Genomic DNA, 24,115 nt, shown 5'->3' on the forward strand with positions numbered 1-24,115 from the left:
ATAACGGACAGGTTGGAATAGTTTATGGGTTAAGGAGTACAGGATATTTTGACATAAGGACTTTGGCTGGTGAGAAGATACATTCGTCGGTAAAATGGACAAACTTACGGCTTTTAGAGAAAGCAAAAACATTGATGTTAGAAAGGAGGGAACAGCACATTCTTCATCTTGCAGAAGATGGAGTATCCTAAACTGAATGTTGATGAACCTACCGTCTTTTTCAGCTTGAAAGAAGAGCTCAAAAAAGCAAAACACAGCTATGAACTCAAAAATCTTTCACGCTCAAGCCAGTGAATTAGCCAAGCTGGTGAATTGAAAAATAAAAAAAGAGGGCTTTCGCCCTCTTTTTGTTCAAAAATGTTATCTTATCGTGAAGTTGAAATTTTTTCAAACCTATCAGATTGAAAAACTTCGCTTTTTATAAAAAAATAAGGTGTGTGAATTATTTTTTCAAAAGCTTTTATACAGATTCAAAAACCATTTTTCAAAAACTGCTGTAAATCCTTGTACCAGTTATACCAGCTTTTTGATAGACTCAGAACAACTCATAAACCATACTCTAAATCCTTTTTCCAATCATATTTACCCATACAAGATATCAAAACCAAACCAAAAACTTCTTCTTCTTCAAAAACATTAGACCTATCCCAATATACGTCCTACCTTTTACCAGGATCCCGGTTGGCGCCTCCCATTATATATTATACGAAATGTATAAAACTAACAGTTGAGCCAAAGCCTTTCACAGAGAGCAGAAACGTTAAAATAACGATGTCTTTGCACATCAAAAGCGACATTCACAAGCACAATTTCATCTGATTTTGAAAAATCAGATCAGATAAGGCATCAGACTCTATTTCCATTGCCCAAACAGTTTTGTTGACGTTTATTTGGCTGAAAAAATTCACTGCACTGTAAGGTTTTGAAGACCACTTAACTTTACAAAATCAAAAGCTTGTGTTAAAATAAAAGGGAGCAAAAGCTCCCTTTGGTGGGCTCGGGAGGCTTCGAACCCCCGACCACCCGGTTATGAGCCGGGCGCTCTACCTACTGAGCTACGAGCCCGCAGCAGAAAAGATTATACATCCTGTCCTTGAGAGTGTCAAGGACTTTTAGGATGGTGGTCAAATTGAAAGCCGACGTGATGAAACTCGATCCGATCAAGAAACTGCTCAAGCGCTATCCACGTATTCTGGTAATAAAAGCCGCTCTGATTGTTCTCAGCACCGGTCAGAAAGTCAGTACAGAAAACATAGAAAGAGCAATAAAAGATATAATTGAAGCGAACGAGGAAAGCAGGGATTGATTCCCTGCTTTCTGATTGACGAAAGGAGGTCAGATCGTGCAGGAAAAATTACAGAAGATTCTGCATTTTCTGAGTTCAAAAGGTGTAAGGTACGCAGATGTGAGGTACGAAGAACATCTCAATCAGGAGATCAACGTCGAAAACGGAGTACTCAAAGCAATCACAAGCAACTTCAACTCGGGTACAGGAATAAGGGTTCTGTTTGAGAACGGCTGGGGGTTTGCTGCAAGCGATGAGCGGGGAGAATCTGCCTTGGAAAAGATTGCAAATCAGGCACTCGAAATCGCTCAGACTTCGAACATGAGGGCGAAAAAACAGGTGAGATTGGCTCCAGAGCCGGTGCACAAAGATAGTTTCAGCTCACCGTATCAAAAAGATCCGTTTGAAATTTCAGACAAAGAAAAAATCGAAATTCTAAAAACTGCGACTTTGAAGGCAAAAGAAGTTGAAGGCGTGGCACGCTCAACCGGCTCGATGCTTTTCAGAAAGATCAACAAACTCTTTATGAGTACAGACGGTTCTGTCATTGAACAGCATATCATTGTTTCCGGGGCAGGTATCACAGCTCAGGCAGTCACAGAAGATGGTTTTCAAATAAGATCCTATCCGGCGAGCTTTGGAGGAGATCACGCGACAAGGGGCTGGGAATTTGTAGAGCAGATGAATCTGGTTGAACATGCACCGAAGATTGCAAAAGAAGTTGTTGAACTTGTCAGAGCTCCAGAGATCGAACCAAAAGAATACGACATAATCATCAGCGGTAACCAGCTTGCACTGCAGGTACACGAATCCTGCGGTCATCCGGTTGAACTTGATAGAGTAATGGGATCTGAACTGAGTTTTGCAGGTGGTAGTTTTCTGGATATCAGCAAACTCAATACTTTGAAATACGGAAGCGAACACGTCACAATAACCGCAGACGCGACAATTCCCGGTGGACTTGGAAGTTTTGGTTATGACGACGAAGGGGTACAGGCACAGAAAACTTTCATAGTCAAAGACGGTCTGTTTGTTGGTTATTTGATGAACAGGGAAACTGCGGCAGAACTTGGTTTGAGATCTAACGGTGCCGCAAGGGCAGACAGCTGGTCTCATCTTCCCATAATAAGAATGACAAACATAAACCTGCTGCCCGGTAAATTCACTCTGGACGAACTCATAGCCGGTATAGATTATGGCTTTTTGCTGGACACAAATAAAAGCTGGTCCATAGACGATCTGAGGTTGAATTTCCAGTTTGCCACAGAGATCGCCTACGAGATTAAAAACGGCAAGCTAACGGGAAGAATTTTCAAAAATCCAGTGTATTTTGACATAACACCAAAATTCTGGAACAAATGCGACGGAGTTGCAAATGAGAACTTCTGGCATGTATGGGGCGTTCCAAACTGTGGTAAAGGTCAGCCAATGCAGGTAATGTACGTGGGACACGGGACAGCACCGGCAAGGTTTAGAAAAGTGAAGGTAGGTGTTAAGCGATGAAGACAGAAAACTTCTACAGAAATCTTTTCAGATTGATGAATGAACATTTTGTTGGGTTGAAATTTTTGAGTGTTGTTTCAAACAGCGAGGGAGCTTTAACCAGATTTGCCAACAGCGAGATTCACCAGAATGTCTCTGAGAAAAAAAGTTCTGTGAGCGTCCTTGCCACAAAGGACAACAAAGTGGCTATCGCCACTACCAACGATCTTTCCATAAATGGTCTGAAAGAAACAAGAAAAAGGCTCGAACAGATGCTGGAAAATTCAACTCCTTTGGATTACGAGTTCAAACTTCCAGAGGTCTCTATCGGATATCCAGTTGAAAATATCTGTGATTCTGTGAGAAATGCTTCAGCCCAGGACAGAGCCAGAATTTTTGATGAGATTGTCAAAGCATCCGGCAAAGATGTTCAGGCTTTTGGATATGTAAGCGACAACATCTTTGAGAGTGCCGTCATATCATCAAATGGCATGTTCATATACCAGGCTTATTCGAGTGCCAGTTTCAACTTTGTAGCGCTGAGCAACTCTGGCAGCGGATATGTTTCTTCGACGGCTCGTGGTTATAAAGACCTTGAGGTTGAAAAAAAGATCGGTAGAGCAATTGAATTTGCAAAAAAATCGAACAATCCTGTGGAGATTGATCCCGGGCTTTATACAGTTGTGCTTGGACCAGAAGCGGTCAGTGAGCTGTTTTTCTACTTCACCTATCTGTGCACAAACGGATACATGCATGAACTCAAGATGAGTCCTTCAGTGAGATTTCTGGGACAAAAGATCGGACCTGACAGTCTCAACGTTTACGACGATCCAACTCACAGGATGCAGGTGCCGCTGGTCTACGATATGTGCGGGAAAAAACGCGAAAAAACACCAATAATAGAAAACGGCACATTTAAAAATGTACTGTACTCACACGGTGCCGCTTTGAGATTTGGCAAAAAACCAACAGGTCATACATTCTCACTTGAGGATCTTGATTTTGCGATAGCCGCAAACCTTGTAATCGAAGGTGGAAGCACGCCCGTTGAAAAGATCATCTCAGATACCAAAAAAGGTATATACATAAACAGATTTCACTACATGAATATCGTGGATCCTTACGAAGCGATGTTCACGGGAATGACACGAGATGGCACATTTTTGATCGAAAACGGTCAGCTCACAAGGGCTATCAAAAACATGAGATTCAATGTGAAATTTTTTGAATTCACACAGAACATCGAGGCAATTTCACAGGAAACAGAATCAACCAGCGGCGAATATTTCCCGGCAATAGCACCGTTTATCAAGGTCAACAATTTCAACTTCACTTCTAAAACCGCTTAAAAAATTGGGCGACTTCAGTCGCCCAATTTGTTTTCCCATTCTCTGAAGTAATTTGTTATTGGAAGACGTCTGTCCTTACCAAAGGCACGGTGTGTTATTTTCGGTCCTAAAGGAAGCTGGCGGCGCTTGTATTCACTGCTATCAACCATCCAGGCAACCTTTCGAACGACAGACTCGTCGTATCCCATTGAAACAATCTCTGCCACACTCTGATCCTGTTCAACATAAGCTTTGAGTATGGAATCGAGCAGTGGATACGGCGGCAGTTTGTCCTGGTCGGTTTGATTTGGTCTGAGCTCAGCGCTCGGCGCTTTAACAAAAACGCGGCGCGGTATGATTTCTCTTTTTGCTTTTCTGTTCACATACTCAGCCAGTTCATAAACAAAGGTTTTATAAACATCTTTTATGACCGCAAACCCACCGGCCGTGTCGCCGTAAAGTGTACAGTAACCCGTACTGCTCTCGCTTTTATTTCCAGTTGTCAGCACGAGCCAGCCGAATTTGTTCGAAAGAGCCATAAGTATCATTCCGCGAATGCGTGCCTGCAGATTTTCTTCGGTGACATCAAAAGCAAGGTCTTTGAACACAGGTTTCAAGGTGTTCAAAAAGCTTTGAAAAATGTCGTTTATGGGTATGATCATGTACCTGATCGAAAGATTCTGGGCTAGTGCACGTGCATCTTCAAGGCTGTGATCTGAAGAGTATGGACCCGGCATCAAAACGCCGGTCACATGCTCTGGTCCAATTGCATCCACAGCTATGCAGCAAACAAGAGAACTGTCCATACCGCCGCTCAATCCAACCACAACATCGGTTATCTTGTTTTTTCTGAGATAATCACGTGTCCCGACAACCAACGCATTGTAAACTTCCGCCACAGGTTCTAAGTGTTCTTCTATACGCTGCTCGATAAAAGGCTTTTGCTCTGTTTTTTCAAAATCAAGTTTCACAACCTGAACTTTTTCAAAGTCATCCTGCTCAAGTGCTTTTTTGTCCTGCCTTCGACGCGGATCGCGCAGTCTGGACCTTTCAATGTTGTTCAGGTCAAGGTCTGCTATTAAAAAGTCTTCCTGGAATTGTTTTGCCCTGGCAAGCACCTCACCCTGTTCGTTTATAACCAAACTTGCTCCATCGAAGACGAGTTCATCCTGACCTCCGACCAGATTCACATACGCGACAACTGCAAGGTTGTCATTTGCGCGAACAGAAAGCATCCGTTCTCTCCAGCTTAATTTGCCAGAATGGTACGGTGAGGAAGAGATATTTACCAGAACTTGCGCATCACCAACAAGCGCCTCAAGTCGTGCAGGACCTCCAGGATACCAGATATCTTCACAGATCGTGATGCCAACACGAACATCACCAAGTACTAAAACAAGCGCTCTGTCGCCGCGCTGAAAGTATCGAAATTCATCAAAAGCACCGTAATTTGGCAGATAGTTTTTGTGATAAACAGCGGCGATTTTTCCATCGTGAAGTACGGCAGCCGCGTTGTATATATCGCTGTCTCTGTCAACAAACCCGACGACCGCAACAAGCGACTTTGTGACATACTTTGCCAGTTCACCGACCATCTGGACATTCTTAGAGACAAAGTGAGGCTTGAAAAGCAAATCTTCAGGTGGATACCCTGTCAACGCAAGCTCGGGAAATGCGACTATATCGGCACCCATTTGCTTTGCCAGCTCGATTTTCTCAATGATCTTTTTTGCATTGCCTTCTATATCACCTACAACTGTGTTTATCTGTGCAAGTGCTATTCTCAGCCTGCTCATCTTTTCACCTCACCAACGGCACACAGATTTTCCAACCTTTAGAGGCTGGATAAATGTGCCAGAGATTTTTGCCTGTTTTAATTCATAGTTGATCTTCATTGCAACTGTTCTACAAACCAATCGCAAAAATCGCCAAGAATACCAAGCTGATCAAACAGGTCAAGAATAGTGTACCGGTCTCTTATCATAGTCGAAATGACAACGGCATTTTTTATAAAATCCCCATCATATTCTGTGAAAAGCTCCTTTATCCCCATATCGATCAAAGAGGTTTCCACAAGATCATAATACTGCAAATAGAGTGATTCAAGTAGTTTTTTGACGCCTTTTATATCAATCTTCTGCGCTCTTTTTTTGCCAAGATATGTTTTTTGAAAATCTTTGGCAATCTGCTGTCCAAAAAAGGATATCAGCAGATTTTCTCTATCTTTCATGGGAATTTGATTTTCTGAAAAATGAAGATCTTCTAAAAACGCTTTATACGCCTTCAGAGTTATATAAGTTCCCATGGCAACCTGAAGTCCGTGAAACAATGGTAACTGTCCCCTGCATTCCTGATACATTTCCATCACATGAGAAATCAGATGTTCTGCCCCTGAAGCTGGTCTTGAATTACCCACAATGGTTATGTTCAGACCGGATATCAGTTGAACCTTCATCAGATTCAGTACACTCGATCTGTCTCTGTGGAGGATTTTTTTTACATCGACCATAACAGCTTTCAAAAGATCTTTCATATTGTCCCACACAAAATCGCAGATATATTCGCCCGTGAGAAAATTCGACAAAATCCAGTCAAGCCTTGCGGTGATTTTTGATGAAATATCTCCTATTCCGGCTTTTAGAAGATCAGCGGGTGAGTTCACAAGTACATCAGGATCGATCAGGACCTTTTTTGGAATGCCGGCATTCAGAGTTTTTTTCACACCTTTGATGATCAATGGAGCCACAGATGAGGTATAGGCGTCAACAGAAGGAGCCGTTGGAAAACAGGAAAAATCGATCTTAGAGAGATATGCCGAATATCTTGTAATATCCGTTAAACTGCCAGATCCAATAGATACTATATCCTGACAATTCTTATCTTTCAAAAAATCCAGCACCTTCTGAACATTCTCCATTGTGGCTATGACTCTGTGCGGATCTTTCAGAACAAATGTCCTTTCAGCGGGAACTATGGCAAGCAAAGCGGTGTTCTGATCTGCTATGAAGATGGCATTATCAAAAAAATCTGTCAGCCTTTCTGACAGGTTCTGGCTATAAACTATTTCTATTGCTGGAACTTCATGAGTTCTGCCACAGCTACACCTGATGGTCCTACTAAGAAAATCTATCAACCACATCACCTATGTTTCATTATACAACCGCGTTTGTTTCTTTTTTGAAAAGTGATTGACTGGCATCTTCCACGGTAGTAATATATAGACGTCTAATAGTTAGACGTAAAAAGATTGGAGGTATTTTATGTATGACAGTCTTTTGAAAAGGTTTTTCATAATCCAGAGACTACATTTTCGGCTCATGCAGGAGGAACTGGAAAAAAGGCAGGTCCATCCCGGTCAGCCACCGATGCTCATACTCATTGAAAAAAATGAGGGTATCACTCAAAACGAAATTGCCCGCAAGCTCAATATACGCGCCGCAACTGTTGCCATCATGCTCAAGCGTATGGAAAAGGCTGGCTTGATACGAAAAGATCAGGATGAGAATGACAAAAGAGTGCAGCACGTTTATCTGACAGAAAAAGGAAAAAACAACTGTGAATTTTTGAAAGAACAGGCACAGAGAATTGAACAAATTGCCACAGAAGGTCTTTCTGAAGATGAGAAAAAAGAACTCATGAGGCTTTTAGATCATGTGATTGCAAATTTCAAAAGACATACAAAGGAGTGGTGTCATGACTAAGGTTTTCAGATATCTCAAACCCTATACCTGGCTGGTGATTGTAACTGTTCTGCTGGTGATCGTCGATTCTTATGTAACTCTCTACTTACCGGATTTGATGTCTCAGATCGTGGACAAAGGTATAGCAAGAGGCAACGTCGATTATATATGGCAAACTGGTGGCAAGATGTTGCTTGTATCTCTGATTCAGGTTCTGGCAATAATTCTGATGAGTTTCACATCCGCAAAAGCCGCTATGGCAGCCGGCAGAGATTTGAGAGACGACCTTTTCAAAAAGATTCAGAGCTTTTCACTGACTGAAATCGACAAATTCAGCACAGCATCTTTGATCACCAGAACAACAAACGACATAACTCAGATACAACAGGCGCTGGTCATGATACAGAGAATGGTAATAAGAGCGCCAGTAGTTGCAATAGGCAGTATAATCATGGCAGTCTCGAAAGACGCAAAGCTCACGATGATCCTGCTCGTCACAGTACCGATTGCCCTGGTCGCAATGTATTTCATTTTCAGCAAAACTATGCCGCTGTTCAAGAGTATGCAGAAAAAGGTGGACAGATTGAATTTGGTTCTCAGAGAAAGAGTTACAGGCATCAGAGTCATAAGGGCTTTCAACAAAGAAAACTATGAAAAGAACAGATTCGAGCAGGCAAATGAAGATCTGACTCAAACCGCGCTGAAGGTAAACAGAATAGGTGCGATTATCTTTCCGATCATGATGATCATAATGAACTTCACAGTTATCGCACTGATCTGGTTTGGTGCAAAACAGATAGACCTTGGAAAACTGCAGGTCGGTTCGATGATGGCGGTTATGCAGTATGTCATGCAGATACTCTTCTCTTTTGTGATGATCTCAGTGATCTTCGTATTTCTGCCACGTGCCTCTGTTTCGGCACAGAGAGTCGTTGAAGTCCTGCAAACAGAACCAACCGTACACGAACCGCAAGAGCCCGTCATACCTGTCGGGAAAGGTGTAGTTGAATTTGAAAATGTGACATTTCAGTATCCGGGTGCCAAAGAAAATGCTCTGGAGAACATTTCGTTCAAAGCTGAACCCGGAAAAGTAACCGCCATTATCGGCAGTACAGGTTCGGGAAAAACGACCATGCTGAATCTGATTCTCAGGTTTTACGACGCCACACAGGGTAGTGTAAAGATAGACGGTGTAGATGTGCGGAAAATTCCTTTGCAAAAACTGCGCAGCATGATAGGCTATGCTCCACAAAAAGCGATCATCTTTTCTGGAACCATAGCAGAAAACATAAGATTCGGCAGAGAAGAGCTTACAAATGAAGATATATTCAACGCCGCTGAAATAGCACAGGTCAACGAATTTGCACAAAAGATGCCCGAAGGTCTGAACACACTTATCGCACAGGGTGGAACAAATCTATCAGGAGGACAGAAACAGAGAATCTCAATAGCGCGTGCCATCGCGGCAAAACCAAAAATCTATCTTTTTGACGATACCTTTTCCGCACTCGATTTCAAAACAGATGCACGCGTCAGAACAAGGCTGTTCAAAGAGACAAAAGACTCCACTGTGATCATCGTCGCACAGAGGGTCGCAACAATAATGCACGCAGATCAGATCATCGTTTTAAAAGACGGAAAAATACGCGGAATAGGAACTCACAGAGAACTCATGCAGACAAATGAGGTTTACAGGGATATAGTGCTATCACAGATCTCAGAAGAAGAAGCAGTTGGAGGTGAACTCAATGGCAAATGAGAACAGACCTTCACCCATGCGCAGACCAGGACCGCAGGGACCGATGTTCGCAAGACCTGCAGAAAAGGCAAAAGATTTCAAAGGCACTCTCAAAAGACTCATAGCGTATTTAAGACCTTATTTAGTTGCCATCATCATCGTTCTTGCCATTACCATAACTGCAACCGTCTTGACCATTTTTGCGCCAAAAATACTCGGCAAAGCCACAACTGAGATCTTCAGGGGAATCATGGCTAAGATGTTCCGCCTGCCAAATGCCGGAATAAACTTTTCCTATGTCGCAAAGATTCTGATTCAGGTGAGCATTTTATACATAATCAGTGCCCTGCTCAACTACATCCAGCAGTATATAATGGCTGGTGTTTCACAGAAAATCGTCATGAAAATGAGAAAAGATATATCCGAAAAACTGGCAAGACTGCCGTTGAAATTCTACGATTCAAGGACTCACGGTGAGATACTCAGCCGCGTGATAAACGATGTTGATCTTATAAGCAATACTCTCCAGCAGAGTCTGGTCCAGTTCGTCTCAGGTATTGTATCGATAGTCGGTGTCACGGTGATGATGTTAACAATAAGTCCGCTTTTAACCGGCGTGACTATTCTCACCCTGCCACTGAGCATAATAGCGACCGTGATAATTGCAAAATATTCTCAGAGATATTTCATCAAACAGCAAAAGCACCTGGGTGAACTCAGCGGTCATACCGAAGAAGTTTACGGCGGTCATGTGGTTATCAAGGCTTTTTTGAGGGAAAAGGAATCGATCGAGAAGTTCGAAAAAATCAACAACCAGCTTTATAACGCAAGCTATAAAGCACAGTTTTTGTCCGGTATGATAATGCCGTTGATGAGATTCATAGGAAACCTTGGATATGTGATAGTCTCCGTGGTAGGCGGAATTCTCGTCACAAAAAGGGCTATAACCATAGGAGATGTTCAGGCGTTCATACAGTACTCACAGCAGTTCACACAGCCGATTGTTCAGATCTCCAACATAGCCAATTTGATTCAATCCACCATTGCTGCAGCCGAAAGGGTTTTTGAAGTACTCGACGAACTGGAAGAAGCTCCAGAAAAACCAGATGCGGTAAAGGTTGAAAAAGTAAAAGGAGATATCAAATTCCAAAACGTTTATTTCAGCTATGTACCAGAAAAACCATTGATAGAAGATCTGAACATAGAAGTCAAAAGCGGACAGAGAATAGCCATAGTTGGTCCGACAGGTGCCGGAAAAACCACACTTGTGAATCTTTTGATGAGATTCTACGAGATACAGAAGGGAAGCATCAAATTAGACGGTATAGACATAAGGGATATTCACAAAAACAATCTGAGAAAATGTTTTGGAATGGTTTTGCAGGATACATGGTTGTTCAACGGCACGATAAAAGAAAACATTGCGTATGGTAAAGAAAACGCAACAGAGGAAGAGATAATAAAAGCTTCGCAGATGGCTCAGGCACACCATTTCATCATGGCTCTGCCCGATGGATATGAAACAGTGATAAACGAAGAGGCAACAAATATATCCTACGGTGAAAAACAGCTCATAACCATCGCAAGGGCATTCCTGGCAGATCCAGATATTCTGATACTGGATGAGGCAACGAGCAACGTCGACACGCTCACTGAAATCTACATTCAAAAAGCCATGGATGATCTGATGAAAAACAGAACCAGCTTCATCATAGCTCATAGACTCTCAACGATAAGAAATGCCGACTTGATTCTGGTGATGAATGAAGGTAAGATCATAGAAAAAGGCACGCACAAAGAACTTCTGCAAAAAGAAGGCTTCTACGCACAATTGTATAAAAGTCAATTTTTGGGAGCACTGGTCGATGCGTAAAATTTGTCAAATTAACCTTAAAGAAAAACAGCGGCAAAAAAGAAAGTGATAAAATTCTGAATTGAGAAACCCAGAGGTGAGGGAAATGGTTCTGTCGATGTGTCAAAAAATCGATACGATCATCAATAAAGATTCAAGCTATAGGTGTTTTTCAAAGGGGCTTTCAAGCCCCTTTTATTTTAGGTGTGGTCTGTCATGAAAATCTACAATCCAAAAGATCGCAAATGGTATCAGATGCAAATTCACACACCAAAAACCAGTAAAGGTCTCATAGCATGCCCAACTTTTTTTGACATGCACACGCACGTGAGGCTTTTTCATCAGGAAGACTACGATTCACTTGAAAAAGCCGCAATTGCCGGTGGGTTCGGCTCTGTTTTGATCCAGCCAAACACAAAGCCACCTATAGAAACACAGGATGTTTTCAAAAACCACCTTGAACTTGCCAGAAATAAAGCCGTTGATTTTTACTGGACCTGTTCTTTTTTTGGAGAGCTAAAACCAGACGGTAAAAGGATTTTGTGCTATTCAAATGACGGCATAGAATACGACACGCACAGGATAATGATGGCTTTCAAATCCAAAGAGCCATATTTATTACTGGATCACAGTCAGCTATACGAAGTCGGTGGAATCTTTTACGAAGGTACACCGCTGTATGTTCAAAAACGCCCTGTTTGCAGCGAATCGATCAGCATCTTCAGGAATGTCATGCTCGGTGTCGAATACGGTTTTAAAAGATTTCACATTCAGCACGTCACCACGGAGGCTTCGATTGAAACTATTCAATACCTTAAAAGATATGCTCAGATAACCTGCGAGGTAACGCCGCACCATCTTTTTTTCACCATGGAAGATATCAAAAACTCAAATTTCAAGGTAAATCCACCATTCGCAACAAAACAGGACAGACAGGCACTGCTGAATTGCGTTAAAAACGGCATCATAGATGTTTTTGCAACAGATCATGCACCGCACGATGAAAAGCCATCTGATTTTGAAAAAGCCCCATACGGAACAAGTGGCATTGAAATTGCCTTCAGCGCTTTTTACACAGCAACAGAAAACCTTGAAATGACTATCGAAAAAATGACAGTCGCACCAAGAAACTTACTGTCTCTCAACAGCGATTTTGATCCTGAAAATATCACCGTGATAGACCCACAGGCTGAGTACGTGGTTGATTCAAAAAAATTTCACAGCAAAGGTAAAAACTGCGTCTTTGATGGCATCAGGTTAAAAGGGAAGGTGATCGGTGTGAAACTGAAAGGAAAGTGGGTGTACTGGGATGGAGAATTTTTCCTTGACAGTCAAAAGAACCATTAAAGTCACCGAAGACAGCTTTATAATAACCTTCAACGAGAAAATCGACTTTGTCCCGGCTCAGTTCATCATGGTTGAAACACCATCGGTCACAAGAAAGCCATTCGGGCTTGGAAGATGGTTTGATGACCTTGCCATAGGTGTTCAGGTAATCGGTAATGGCACAAAATACATAACCGAGCAAAAGATACTCAAAGCCCATGGTCCTAATGGAAAGGGATTTGTCCCGCCGTCCAGAAAAGGTGCCGTGATAGCTACACCGGCATGCCTTGCAATTGCCTATGATCTTTACAGAAGATACGGCTGTGATATCTTCATCGGTTCGGTCAGCAGGCTCATGGTGGAGATACCATTCAAAACGGTTATCGGGAACGAGCAATTTGTAAGTCTGCTTGAATCTCTAAATGGTTACGAATGGTTTTATGTCGTTGGTTCAGATCAGATGGAGAAAGTATCCTTCGATTTATTGCGCAAAAAAGCACCGGTGTACCTTTCCTTTAACGAATACATGGCTTGCGGAATAGGTGCCTGCCGCGGCTGTGCGATTGAAACAAAGGAAGGTATCAAGCACCTGTGTGTGGACGGTCCCGTTCTCAGGGGTGATTTGATATGGAATTGAATCCACCTGTGGTGATAGCCTCTGGTACTGGCGGCATGGGTGAATATTTAAAACTCATCAATCCAGAGCATATAGGAGCCTACACGCTCAAAACGGTGACACTTTTCCCAAAGCAGGGAAATCGTCCACCGAGACTTTTTGCAACCGAAAACTATTTGATAAACAACATCGGTCTTGAAAACACGGGAATAGATGCTTTCATAGAGGCTCTGAACAGTGGTTGTTACAGAGAGCTTTTTGATAAGGTAAAAGTCATCTTCAGCATAGGCGGAGATGATTCAGATCAATACAAAAAGATGGCAGAAAAGATCAATCCCTATGAAAAATACTTCGAAGCGATCGAAGTTAACTTCTCATGCCCCAATGTAAACAAAGGCGGGTTGAATATCCTTTCTGATCTTTCTTCGTTCAGAGATGTTTTATCCTTCATGAGAAAAACACTCGGTGGTTTTTTGATAGCCAAAATCGGGATTGAAGGTGGTTTTGTTGAACACATCGCACAGATTGTAAAAGAACACGGCTGGAATGGAATAACATTGATCAACACGATCAGGGGGTTACACATTTCTCAGGACAGAATAATAAAAGGTGGTATCTCAGGTCCCATCTTAAAACCAGTTGCGCTCAGGGCTGTGTACGAAGTCAAAAACAAAGTCCCGGATCTTTATGTGATTGGATCAGGTGGAATTATGTGCGAAAAAGACGCAGATGATTTTTTCAAAGTCGGAGCAGACGCAATAAGTCTTGGCACAGCCATCTACAAAGATCCACAGATTGTTCAGAGAATATCAGAACATTTAAGGGGGTGTTGTAAGTGATATTGGTTCTGAGCCTTGATATGGAAAATCCATTCGAGTTTCTGGAAAAATATGGAAGCTTTGATCATGTCAAAATAGGTCACAGCGTTGCGGTTTTTGGTAAAAGCGTGTTCAATGAATTTGAAAAAAGAAATCTCAAGGTCATCGTAGATCTCAAGTTCGTGGATATTCCATCCACGGTGGTTAGATCCATCAAATCATGGGATCATCCGTGTGTTGTTGGCTTCACAGTTCACGCGGCAGCCGGAAACGATGCGATCAGGGCGGCACTTGAAAGCACAGACAAGCTGATCTTTTCGGTGATAAAGCTCACTTCGATTCAGGGGGAACTGAAGGACTACATCGATCAAATTAAAACCCTTAAAGAACTTGGATCTTCTTTCGTGTTGCCCGGCAAATGGGCGATTCAGCTCAGACACGATATACCAACCAGTATACTCGTACCCGGTGTGAGAATGAAAAGAGAGGCAGACGACCAGAAAGATGTTGTGAGCATCGAAGATATAAAAACAGTTGCCGATTTTACGGTAATAGGCAGAGAGGTTTATAAAAGCGACGATCCAAAATCGGCTATGGAACAAATAAGGAGGTATGTACATGCTTGAGATGCTCTATCAGGTGGGAGCGATTCTTGAGGGGCATTTTCTTCTCTCTTCAGGTAAACACTCTTCAAAGTACGTACAGTGCGCAAAACTGTTCGAAAGACCGCAGTACGGTGACAGAATCGGTGAGATGATTGCCCAAAAAATTTCCGATCACAAACCGGACGTCGTCATAGGACCGGCACTCGGTGGAATCATTCTGGCTTACACCGTTGCACGCCATCTTGATGCTCGAGCGATGTTCACAGAAAGAGAAGATGGCATCATGAAACTCAGAAGAGATTTTCACATCAAAGAAGGCGAAAAAGTGGCGATAGTTGAAGATGTCACAACCACAGGTAGATCAGTCCTTGAAGTTGCCCAAGTTGTTGAAGAATACGGCGGTCATGTGTGCTGTATAGCCAGCATCATCGATCGATCAACACAGCCTTTGCCCTTTAGTGTGCCGTTTTATTCATTGATAAAGCTGGAACTACCCATATACGAACCGGACAACTGCCCGCTGTGCGCGCAAAAAATACCAATTGTAAAACCTGGGAGTAGAACTCAAAAAAAATAACCGCAAAGTGGCAAATTAAATGAAGCAAAAACCTCCACCTGTTTAGGTGGAGGGTAATTCACTCTGATCTGATCTCAATTTCACCAAGATCAAGATCTTCATATCCAAGATTTACATCAACTGTGGCATCTGGTGTTTGTGAAAGTATGTACTGATCGATATTTTCGCTATCCCAGCATTCAAATTTTTCCTTCAAAAAGATTTTCAGTTCATATTCTCCAGGCTTTATCTTTGACAGCTTGAATTTTCCTTCATCCCAGTTATTGGACTTTTTGTGCGTGAAAGTGGTAGCAACCACAGTGGAAGGATCTGTTAAAGCTACAAGTGCATGAGCTACACCGGAAGATGCAGATGTGACTTTGCCAGTGATGTCATAAAGCTTTCCATATCTTAAGTGCACCACAGGCGTCATGTGATACTCAGTTGGACCATTGCCGTTACCATTCAAACTGCCTGTGACTTTTATGGATTTAGAAAGATCAAAATCCAGTACCAGAACTGTGTCGGAGTTTATCTGCAAAGGTTCTGTGAACGGGTATTTCAAAGAACCTGAAGAAACTCTGAGCTCATGTTCTTGGTTATTCACAGTTATCGTTGCCCGGGCTATGTCCAGCCTCAACTGGTTGTAAGTTCCTGAAATCTGAATGGTTGGAAAACTTATCTCTGAGCCGACAAGATCGAGTAAATTAACCGTCGTAACCTGGTCTGTAACAACAAGCGATGCCGCATCGCTCATCAACCAGATTTTGCTGATTGTCACATCGATTCTCTGTACATAACTAAGCGGTAAAACGGCGTCAGTCAGATAAACTTTGAGTGTGCCACCATTTGAAGATGAAAAATTCATGCAGCCAGCCACCAAAAGAACAACCAATACCAGACCGATAAAAAGCAGTTGTTTCATCCCTTCACCTCCACGATCTACACTTTACGACTTTTATTAAAAAATTATTAGAAACCATGACAGCAAAAATCACGGCAAAAAGATCGTTTTCGTGATGCAGTCGAACTTTATCAAAGAAATTTTTCACGTTCCAGTCTTTGCTGAAGTTAGATATTTTATTTTGACTGCGGTGGTATACTTTTTGTGGATTGAAAAAAATCTAATAATTTTTTAACCTCAGATAATTAAGATCTGGGCTGGTGGTCGAATGAGAAAGACCATAGTTTTGTTGTTCTTAGTTTTTGCGAATATCGTTCTTACGCAGGATGATCTTACAAATGCCATCGATAGAATAAACGAACTAATCAGTGTATACAGCCAGTTTGACCTGAGCACACTGAAGGTATCCATTCTCGATGCCATAAACATCTCTAAGAAAAAAAACGTGATAGCAACCTACCTTGATTTTGTAAACAACTTTCCTGTGTGGGTTGTTCTGACTGTTGAAGATAAAACATTAATCGACCCGTACACCGGAAAAATCATTTCTTCACAGCAGTATAACCACAAGCCAGTTACATACACAGTGTCGCTCAAAGATGCCATCTCGCTTGCCTTTGTTTCCACAGGGAAGGGTATTTACTTTGCTTTTTTGAACGATGACGGCACATGGCTTATCGGATCAAAAGAACAGATTGTCCATGTGAGTACAAAAACACCCGCGGTACTTTCAACACAAAAAAGAGAAGGACAGTTAAAGACACCGGGTGGTGGTAAAAAATGAAAATACTGGTCGTCGAAGACAACAAAGACCTGCTCAGGTCGATCGAAAGGTTCCTCACAAAGGAAGGCTACAGCGTTGATACATCCACAGATGGCGATGAAGGGCTTGATTTAGCCCTTGAAAACCACTATGACTGCATAGTTCTGGACGTGATGCTTCCCAACGTTGACGGCTTTGAATTCGTCCAGACGCTCAGAGAAAGCCAGATAGAAACCCCTGTTTTGATGCTGACAGCGCTGGATGCCGTCGACGACAAAGTCAGAGGTCTTGCAAGCGGTGCAGACGATTATCTGACAAAACCCTTCGATTTTCGAGAACTACTTGCCAGAATCAAAAGCCTAATCAGAAGAAGCAATTTGACAAAAGGTGAAGAAGTGATTTTCAAAGACCTCAGACTGAACAGCCGAACAAGACAGGTGAAGATCAAAGACGAGACAGTCAAACTCAGCAAAAGGGAATTCGATCTTCTTGAAATTTTTCTGAGAAACCCGGAAGTGACTTTTTCAAGGGACGAACTCATAGAGAAAGTCTGGGAAAACGAAAAAGAGATAAGAAGCAATGTAGTCGATGTCTATGTGCTGTATCTGAGAAACAAATTAAAACCTTACGGCTATGACAAATACATAGAAACAGTCGCGGGACTTGGTTATAGATTTCACAGGGAATGAAAAAGATGAGATCGCTTAGAAGAACGATTGAAAGATATTATCTTTCGGTCTTTTTTCTTTCCATGTGCGCCATGGCAGTTGTTTTTCTGGTCACAGTCGAAAGGCTCACCATGAAGCAAATAGATCAAGAACTTCTGGCATTCACCAGTGATCTTGTGCATTTTCTGGAAAATCCATCCGGCGAACTGGTTGCGGTCTTTGGGAAAAAAGATTATTCCTTCCAAGTTTTTGAAAAAGATAAAACTTATGCGAGCTTCAACACATCTGAAAAAATCTCAGCTGAACACACGGGCTTTTCATTGCTCGGCAGCAAAAGAGTCTATGCAACACAGGCTGGCACATATAAAGTGATCGTCGCAAGAGACATAAAAGACCACATAATGGTTATGGTAATACTCACGGCAGTGCTCATATCTGCGATAGCGGTACTGACATTCGTTGTGCACAGATCTGGCTTGAGACTCACAGGCAAGATGATCCAGCCGATCGAAGAAATAGGAAAACAGATGGATGACATATCAAAAGGAATCGCAAAACAGATACAGATCGAGCCGACAAGTCAGGAGGCTTACAATCTTCAGGTTCAGATAAACGACGCCTTAAAAAGGCTTCACAGCACAATGGAAGAACTCAGAGAATTCGCTTCAAGTCTCTCTCACCAGTTGAGAAATCCACTTGCAAGCGTCAAGGCACAGATCGAAGTCATGTTGAAAGAAACAAACAATCCCGAGATAAAAAACGAGCTGACATCCATGCTGAAAAACATCAACACAATGGTTCAGATCACATCTTCCCTGCTTTTGATAGCAAGGGCTCAGCACCAGAGCGAAGAAAGTTTCCAGCAGGAAGATATCTCCCTGATAGTTATGGAAAGCATCGAACAGGTTATGCACAGATTCCCGCAAACAGATTTTATACTGGAAGTGCCGGACCAGATAAAAGCAAGATGTGTTCCCGGACTTCTTTCACATGCCTTTATAAACCTGATAGAAAACGCCTGTAAATACTCCGAGCAAAACAAACCTGTCAGAGTGAGCCTGTCAAAGAACGAAAAATTCGTGATTTTCACCGTGTCAAATTACGGTGAGCCCATACCAGAACAGGACAGAGAAAAGATCTTTGAAAGATTTTACAGATCAAAAAACGCAAAAGCCGACGGACTTGGACTTGGACTTGCAGTGGTAAAAGCCATAGCCGAACTTCACCGCGCAAAGATTGAGTATTGTTATGACAAAATGAACATCTTTTCCATGTACCTGCCACTGTGAACAAAACAAAAAGGCGGGCAAGAGCCCGCCTTTTTTTGGTGAAAAAATTATCTCATCAACTGCAGGACTGTTTGAGGTTGAGTATTTGCCTGAGCAAGCATAGCCATGCTCGATTGCATCAATATCTGCTGTTTTGTAAATGCCATCATTTCTTTTGCCATATCTGCGTCTCTGATTCGAGATTCTGCAGCTGTCAGATTCTCCGCCGCTACTCCAAGGTTGGAGATGGTGTGTTCCAATCTGTTTTGTATAGCACCAAGTTGAGCCCTTGCACTGCTCACCTTGTGTATAGCAGCATCCACAACCATGATTGTTCTTTCTGCACTGTTCTGATCTGTGACAACCAGAGAATCTGCTGTCAAACCAAGTGCAGCCGCTCTCATGTCGTCAATTCCTGCAAGCATGTTGTGACCTTCGTTCGCTCCGATCTGGAAAACAAGCTGGCTCGCTACTGTATTCATGGCTTCTACCCTGACTACTGCACTATCTACAACTTCACCCGTAGGAAGCGCTCCACCAAAATCAGCAAGGGAAATGACTTTTGTATCCCACTTGAATGTAATGTTTCCAAGAGCAGCCGAGCCCGCACCAATTGTTGCAATTGTTGTTGAGATTCCATCGGCTTTGAAAAGCGTTATCTTCACATCCAGGGGACTTGTTTCACTACCATCAAGTTGTCCAACTTCGATTACATAAGTACCTTCAGATGCAGCCGAACTGACTGCACTGAGTTTTAGATTAATATTTCCAGCCGTGACTACTTTTGCATCTGGAGAAGATCTAAAGCTTTCTATCTTTCCATCCAAAAGCTTCATCGTGTTAAACTCAGTCGTTCTTGCTATCCTGTCAATCTCTTCGCGAAGTTGATTCAGCTCTGCCTGAATTTGATTCCTATCCACATTGGTGTTTGTGTCTGAAGCCGCCTGAACTGCAAGTTCTCTCATCCTCTGAAGTATCGAGTGAACCTCTGTTAAAGCTCCTTCAGCAGTCTGAATCAAAGATATGGCGTCCTGAGCGTTCTTCACTGCCATGTCAAGACCTCTGATCTGTCCTCTCATCTTTTCACTTATCGCAAGACCTGCCGCGTCGTCTCCTGCCCTGTTGATCCTCAAACCTGAAGAAAGTTTCTCAAGTGTCTTGCTCATCGTGTACTGCGTCTCACTCATGCTCCTCCATGCATTCAACGCACTGATGTTGTGATTAATCCTCATTAAACCACACCTCCTTGTTCTTCACACTGCCTTCCTGGCAGTTACTTGCTTTTTCATCTATTGGTCAAAAATTATCTCATCAACTGTAGGACTGTTTGAGGTTGAGTATTTGCCTGAGCAAGCATAGCCATGCTCGATTGCATCAATATCTGCTGTTTTGTAAATGCCATCATTTCTTTTGCCATATCTGCATCTCTGATTCGAGATTCTGCAGCTGTCAGATTCTCCGCCGCTACTCCAAGGTTGGAGATGGTGTGTTCCAGCCTGTTTTGTATAGCACCAAGTTGAGCTCTTGCACTGCTCACCTTGTGTATGGCAGCATCCACAACCATGATTGCTCTTTCTGCACTGTTCTGATCTGTGACAACCAGTGAGCTCGTTGTCAGACCCATCGCAGCCGCTCTCATGTCGTCAATTCCTGCAAGCATGTTGTGACCTTCGTTCGCTCCGATCTGGAAAACAAGCTGGCTCGCTACTGTATTCATGGCTTCTACCCTGACTACTGCACTATCTACAACTTCACCCGTAGGAAGCGCTCCACCAAAATCAGCAAGGGAAATGACTTTTGTATCCCACTTGAATGTAATGTTTCCAAGAGCAGCCGAGCCCGCACCAATTGTTGCAATTGTTGTTGAGATTCCATCGGCTTTGAAAAGCGTTATCTTCACATCCAGGGGACTTGTTTCACTACCATCAAGTTGTCCAACTTCGATTACATAAGTACCTTCAGATGCAGCCGAACTGACTGCACTGAGTTTTAGATTAATATTTCCAGCCGTGACTACTTTTGCATCTGGAGAAGATCTAAAGCTTTCTATCTTTCCATCCAAAAGCTTCATCGTGTTAAACTCAGTCGTTCTTGCTATCCTGTCAATCTCTTCGCGAAGTTGATTCAGCTCTGCCTGAATTTGATTCCTATCCACATTGGTGTTTGTGTCTGAAGCCGCCTGAACTGCAAGTTCTCTCATCCTCTGAAGTATCGAGTGAACCTCTGTTAAAGCTCCTTCAGCAGTCTGAATCAAAGATATGGCGTCCTGAGCGTTCTTCACTGCCATGTCAAGACCTCTGATCTGTCCTCTCATCTTTTCACTTATCGCAAGACCTGCCGCGTCGTCTCCTGCCCTGTTGATCCTCAAACCTGAAGAAAGTTTCTCAAGTGTCTTGCTCATCGTGTACTGCGTCTCACTCATGCTCCTCCATGCATTCAACGCACTGATGTTGTGATTAATCCTCATTAAACCACACCTCCTTGTTCTTCACACTGCCTTCCTGGCAGTTACTTTTACCCACAGGCGCCTATGGGACTTCATTATTTATATCGGCAGGACCTTGGAAGGCTTTAGAGAAAAGTTGGTATGAACTTTTTCTAAAACCCGCAGATGAACAAGGACTTATCTGTTACACTTAAACGCAACAATCGTTCTGTAATCCCCCTGCGAAGTTCTCCATCTGCCGAGAGTTTGGTAAGGTACTTTGAAATGCTCCAGCAGTTCCTTTTCTGTACTGAAATATTGCCTCAACTTGCTGATCCACCCTTGCCTGTAAATACCTTTTTCCTCGGGATGACCACTGTCGAAAACCAGATAGAATGTTTTTGAGAGCAGTTTGAAAAAGACGTCATCGGCCTTTTTCAGATCGTAATTGAAGACCAGGTGATGATAGACACTCAAAAAAAGAATGACATCCGCTTCTATGGGTAAATCCGACTCAGCTATGTTCATCTGTATGAACTCGTAATCTTCCGGCACCTGGAGATCCTTTTTTGATGAGATGTCAATACCTATTACTCTCATACCGTAATTTTTAAAGCCGTAAGAGAGTTCTCCCCTGTTGCAACCTATATCAACTATAGTCTTTGGTTTGACCGACAGAACGAATTGTTCTATTATTTTCTTTTTCTCTGGATCAGTTTGCTGAATTTGGTATGTTCCATCGAATATTCCCACGTAAACACTTTCAATGAACGTGCGGTAATGCTTCTCCTGTGACTCTATGTAATACTTCCAGTAAGCTGGCATTATCGAAAATATTTTTCCTTCCTCGCTCAAGAATCGATTTTTCAAAATATAAGCAGGTATTTTTTTATGACCCAGATAGTTCGCTATTGCTACCCTATGTCTTCCGCTAACAGTCCAAAACTTCACACTCTCTGCTATATCAACCGAACGTTTTTCACCGTTTTCAAAACTCACACCTTTCAAGTTTCCATCGTTTATGAAGGCAACCATGGGTTTCAGGATTTTACCGGATAGTTTCACGCTCTCGTACAAGTCGATGAATTTTTTTATGATTACCTCTGGTGGTAGGGAATAAAGCCCTTTCTTGTAAACATCGTGCAAAAACGCATAGTACAGAGTTTTTGTGTATGGAACACCGCGACCGTAGAACTTTTCAAGAAAATCTATCATGTACTCTACGTTGGTATCAGACACCAGGCTTCCCGGAGGCAAATCATTTTTATAACTTTCAAAAGATGCGAGTGAGTTTTCGAGATTTTCCTCGTAGTTTCGACCCATTTTCAAATAGATGCCTGCTTGAACAGGATCGATTATGCATAAATTTTGACCTGAAGGATTTTCTGTCTTTACTTGAGATGATGTGCTTTCAATCGCTTTAACAATCTGGTTGATTTGATTTTCTAAAGAACATTTTTCTTCGACAAAACTTCTATATCTTTCTGAATCATAGTTTTCGTTTTTTATCATTTCAATCGCTTCATCTATGGTATTGAATATAAATTCCTTTGGATAAAATTCCTCTGCTATGTAAAAGTTGTGAATCACCGGTTTGATACCTTTTGCCATTGCTTCGAGAATTGCTACTCCATATCCTTCGTGGATGCTGGTAGATAGAAACACATTCTTATCTTCAAGATAAGAATTCACATCATTATGCCAACCATCGAAACTGAAACTTTCTTTTATATGCAATTTCTCAAGCAGGTATGTGAAGTACCTGTAAATTCTCTCGTCTTGAATGCTACCAGCCCAAAACAGTTTGTATCTATTGTCAATGTCTAACAGTTTTTTGAGAATTTGGATAGCCAGGATGGGATTTTTCTTGTAATTAAAGTGACCAACAAAAACCAAGTTATAACCTTTCTCTCTTTTTGCATAAGTGTACCTTGTCAAATCAATACCATTTTGAATGAGATTTAAGGGTATTTCCTTGATCTTTTCACAATTTTCGTATGCTGTCTTCATAACATTTTCTGCAACAAATATCATCTTGTCTATTTTCTCCCAATTTATTGAATTCAGAAAATCCTTTCTCAGTGATTCGTATCCATGAAGCCTGCACAGCAACTTTTTATTTCCCTTAGGGAGTTTATTTGTTATTTCCACCGCCATCTCGTTTGCCCATTCAAGCCAGACGATGTCCGCCCAGTTGTAGGCTTCCATGATCTGTTTGCTATCAACACTGACGACCAGCCTGACCTGATAGACATGTGACAAAATCTCTGCAATGTCTTTTATGAAATTGTCCAAGCCGGGCAGACAAAAGATGGCGAGTTTTTCACTTTTAAAATGCTGTTTTTTGATAGATTCATACTTGTCTTTAAGTTCGTCAATCTTTGATAGTTCATAAGCTTTTTTGTAGTAATGCAGTGCCATCGCCGGGTTGTCCTGTTTAAGCTGCGTGTCGCCGAGCATGTCGTAAATTTCCCATGTTTTTTGGGCAATTCTCGTCAAATACCGCCATGATTCAAAATACTCTTCTTTTTCAAACAGCGCTTTTGAATAATTGAAAAGCACATCTGAATGTGTTGGGTTTATTTTCAGAGCTTTTTCAAAAAACTTTAGTGAATCATCGATTTTTCCTTCATAGAAAGATATCATCCCAAACACGTTGTTTTTGTCGACATCATCCGGTATATTCTCAGCAAGTTCTCTTGCCTTTGAAAATTCTTTTGCCCGGATTAAACCGGATATCTTTTCAAATATTTCCATTTTCAACACTCCCAAAAAATCGCTCCATTTAAACTTTCCATAAT

General features: G+C 42.1%; 20 protein-coding genes, 1 tRNA gene and 1 pseudogene. 15 read left to right on the plus strand and 7 right to left on the minus strand.

Annotated features, from left to right (window positions below):
- A pseudogene (locus AC4E92_RS08095) lies at positions 1 to 191 on the plus strand (RNA-guided endonuclease IscB); the annotation flags it as partial.
- Between the two features lie 798 nt (positions 192 to 989).
- On the opposite strand, the gene AC4E92_RS08100 reads toward AC4E92_RS08095, so the two are convergent.
- Positions 990 to 1,065: transfer RNA gene (locus AC4E92_RS08100), tRNA-Met, on the minus strand.
- A gap of 64 nt (positions 1,066 to 1,129) precedes the next feature.
- Here AC4E92_RS08100 and AC4E92_RS08105 point away from each other — a divergent pair.
- The 3 genes from AC4E92_RS08105 to AC4E92_RS08115 are packed head-to-tail and all read left to right on the plus strand — an operon-like array spanning position 1,130 to position 4,116.
- Positions 1,130 to 1,306, plus strand: coding sequence for a hypothetical protein (locus tag AC4E92_RS08105; RefSeq protein WP_490240085.1), 177 nt, complete (start codon positions 1,130 to 1,132; stop codon positions 1,304 to 1,306).
- A 36-nt stretch (positions 1,307 to 1,342) separates the two neighbouring features.
- Positions 1,343 to 2,788: a TldD/PmbA family protein gene (locus AC4E92_RS08110; RefSeq protein ID WP_490240086.1), complete on the plus strand. Its 1,446-nt coding sequence runs from the start codon at positions 1,343 to 1,345 to the stop codon at positions 2,786 to 2,788.
- Positions 2,785 to 4,116 carry a TldD/PmbA family protein gene (locus AC4E92_RS08115; protein ID WP_490240087.1) on the plus strand — a complete coding sequence of 444 codons (1,332 nt, stop codon included), beginning with the start codon at positions 2,785 to 2,787 and terminating at the stop codon, positions 4,114 to 4,116. Before AC4E92_RS08110 ends, AC4E92_RS08115 begins: the two co-directional genes overlap by 4 nt.
- 14 nt (positions 4,117 to 4,130) lie before the next feature.
- Here AC4E92_RS08115 and AC4E92_RS08120 read toward each other — a convergent pair whose 3' ends face one another.
- The gene (locus AC4E92_RS08120; RefSeq protein WP_490240088.1) at positions 4,131 to 5,891 is read right to left on the minus strand and encodes an NAD+ synthase; all 1,761 of its coding nucleotides are present in this window, start codon (positions 5,889 to 5,891) and stop codon (positions 4,131 to 4,133) included.
- 95 nt (positions 5,892 to 5,986) lie between these two features.
- Positions 5,987 to 7,234: an iron-containing alcohol dehydrogenase gene (locus AC4E92_RS08125; protein WP_490240137.1), complete on the minus strand. Its 1,248-nt coding sequence runs from the start codon at positions 7,232 to 7,234 to the stop codon at positions 5,987 to 5,989.
- 121 nt (positions 7,235 to 7,355) lie between these two features.
- On the opposite strand from AC4E92_RS08125, the gene AC4E92_RS08130 reads away from it, so the two are divergent.
- From AC4E92_RS08130 to pyrE, 8 genes are all read left to right on the plus strand, one after another.
- Positions 7,356 to 7,796: a MarR family winged helix-turn-helix transcriptional regulator gene (locus AC4E92_RS08130; protein ID WP_490240089.1), complete on the plus strand. Its 441-nt coding sequence runs from the start codon at positions 7,356 to 7,358 to the stop codon at positions 7,794 to 7,796.
- Entirely contained in the window at positions 7,789 to 9,534 is a 1,746-nt protein-coding gene (locus tag AC4E92_RS08135) for an ABC transporter ATP-binding protein (protein ID WP_490240090.1), read from the plus strand. The genes AC4E92_RS08130 and AC4E92_RS08135 overlap by 8 nt, the downstream gene beginning before the upstream one ends.
- Positions 9,524 to 11,386, plus strand: a complete 1,863-nt coding sequence (locus AC4E92_RS08140) for an ABC transporter ATP-binding protein (RefSeq protein WP_490240091.1) — start codon at positions 9,524 to 9,526, stop codon at positions 11,384 to 11,386. Before AC4E92_RS08135 ends, AC4E92_RS08140 begins: the two co-directional genes overlap by 11 nt.
- 195 nt (positions 11,387 to 11,581) lie before the next feature.
- Positions 11,582 to 12,712, plus strand: coding sequence for a dihydroorotase (locus tag AC4E92_RS08145; RefSeq protein ID WP_490240092.1), 1,131 nt, complete (start codon positions 11,582 to 11,584; stop codon positions 12,710 to 12,712).
- Positions 12,675 to 13,328 carry an iron-sulfur cluster-binding protein gene (locus tag AC4E92_RS08150; RefSeq protein ID WP_490240093.1) on the plus strand — a complete coding sequence of 218 codons (654 nt, stop codon included), beginning with the start codon at positions 12,675 to 12,677 and terminating at the stop codon, positions 13,326 to 13,328. The genes AC4E92_RS08145 and AC4E92_RS08150 overlap by 38 nt, the downstream gene beginning before the upstream one ends.
- Entirely contained in the window at positions 13,319 to 14,146 is an 828-nt protein-coding gene (locus AC4E92_RS08155; RefSeq protein ID WP_490240094.1) for a tRNA-dihydrouridine synthase, read from the plus strand. The genes AC4E92_RS08150 and AC4E92_RS08155 overlap by 10 nt, the downstream gene beginning before the upstream one ends.
- The gene (gene pyrF / locus AC4E92_RS08160) at positions 14,143 to 14,751 is read left to right on the plus strand and encodes an orotidine-5'-phosphate decarboxylase (protein WP_490240095.1); all 609 of its coding nucleotides are present in this window, start codon (positions 14,143 to 14,145) and stop codon (positions 14,749 to 14,751) included. The genes AC4E92_RS08155 and pyrF overlap by 4 nt, the downstream gene beginning before the upstream one ends.
- Positions 14,744 to 15,307, plus strand: coding sequence for an orotate phosphoribosyltransferase (gene pyrE / locus AC4E92_RS08165; RefSeq protein WP_490240096.1), 564 nt, complete (start codon positions 14,744 to 14,746; stop codon positions 15,305 to 15,307). The genes pyrF and pyrE overlap by 8 nt, the downstream gene beginning before the upstream one ends.
- A 58-nt stretch (positions 15,308 to 15,365) precedes the next feature.
- On the opposite strand, the gene AC4E92_RS08170 is transcribed toward pyrE, so the two are convergent.
- The gene (locus tag AC4E92_RS08170) at positions 15,366 to 16,211 is read right to left on the minus strand and encodes a DUF4382 domain-containing protein (protein WP_490240097.1); all 846 of its coding nucleotides are present in this window, start codon (positions 16,209 to 16,211) and stop codon (positions 15,366 to 15,368) included.
- Between the two features lie 247 nt (positions 16,212 to 16,458).
- On the opposite strand from AC4E92_RS08170, the gene AC4E92_RS08175 reads away from it, so the two are divergent.
- From AC4E92_RS08175 to AC4E92_RS08185, 3 genes are read left to right on the plus strand one after another with little or no spacing between them, the layout of a single operon-like run.
- Positions 16,459 to 16,974, plus strand: coding sequence for a hypothetical protein (locus tag AC4E92_RS08175; RefSeq protein ID WP_490240098.1), 516 nt, complete (start codon positions 16,459 to 16,461; stop codon positions 16,972 to 16,974).
- Positions 16,971 to 17,642 (plus strand): response regulator transcription factor, encoded by a 672-nt coding sequence (locus tag AC4E92_RS08180; RefSeq protein ID WP_490240099.1) that lies wholly within the window; start codon positions 16,971 to 16,973, stop codon positions 17,640 to 17,642. The genes AC4E92_RS08175 and AC4E92_RS08180 overlap by 4 nt, the downstream gene beginning before the upstream one ends.
- 5 nt (positions 17,643 to 17,647) lie before the next feature.
- Complete coding sequence (locus AC4E92_RS08185; RefSeq protein ID WP_490240100.1) at positions 17,648 to 18,910, plus strand: sensor histidine kinase; 1,263 nt, start codon at positions 17,648 to 17,650, stop codon at positions 18,908 to 18,910.
- 47 nt (positions 18,911 to 18,957) lie between these two features.
- Here the strand turns inward: AC4E92_RS08185 and AC4E92_RS08190 are convergent, their stop codons facing one another.
- The 3 genes from AC4E92_RS08190 to AC4E92_RS08200 form a co-directional block, all read right to left on the minus strand.
- The gene (locus tag AC4E92_RS08190) at positions 18,958 to 20,121 is read right to left on the minus strand and encodes a flagellin N-terminal helical domain-containing protein (RefSeq protein WP_490240101.1); all 1,164 of its coding nucleotides are present in this window, start codon (positions 20,119 to 20,121) and stop codon (positions 18,958 to 18,960) included.
- Positions 20,122 to 20,192: 71 nt separating this feature from the next.
- Positions 20,193 to 21,356, minus strand: a complete 1,164-nt coding sequence (locus AC4E92_RS08195; RefSeq protein WP_490240102.1) for a flagellin N-terminal helical domain-containing protein — start codon at positions 21,354 to 21,356, stop codon at positions 20,193 to 20,195.
- A 156-nt stretch (positions 21,357 to 21,512) separates the two neighbouring features.
- Positions 21,513 to 24,071 (minus strand): glycosyltransferase, encoded by a 2,559-nt coding sequence (locus tag AC4E92_RS08200; protein WP_490240103.1) that lies wholly within the window; start codon positions 24,069 to 24,071, stop codon positions 21,513 to 21,515.
- Positions 24,072 to 24,115 lie beyond the last annotated feature (44 nt).

Source organism: Pseudothermotoga sp., from assembly GCF_031962025.1.
Lineage (GTDB): Bacteria > Thermotogota > Thermotogae > Thermotogales > DSM-5069 > Pseudothermotoga_B.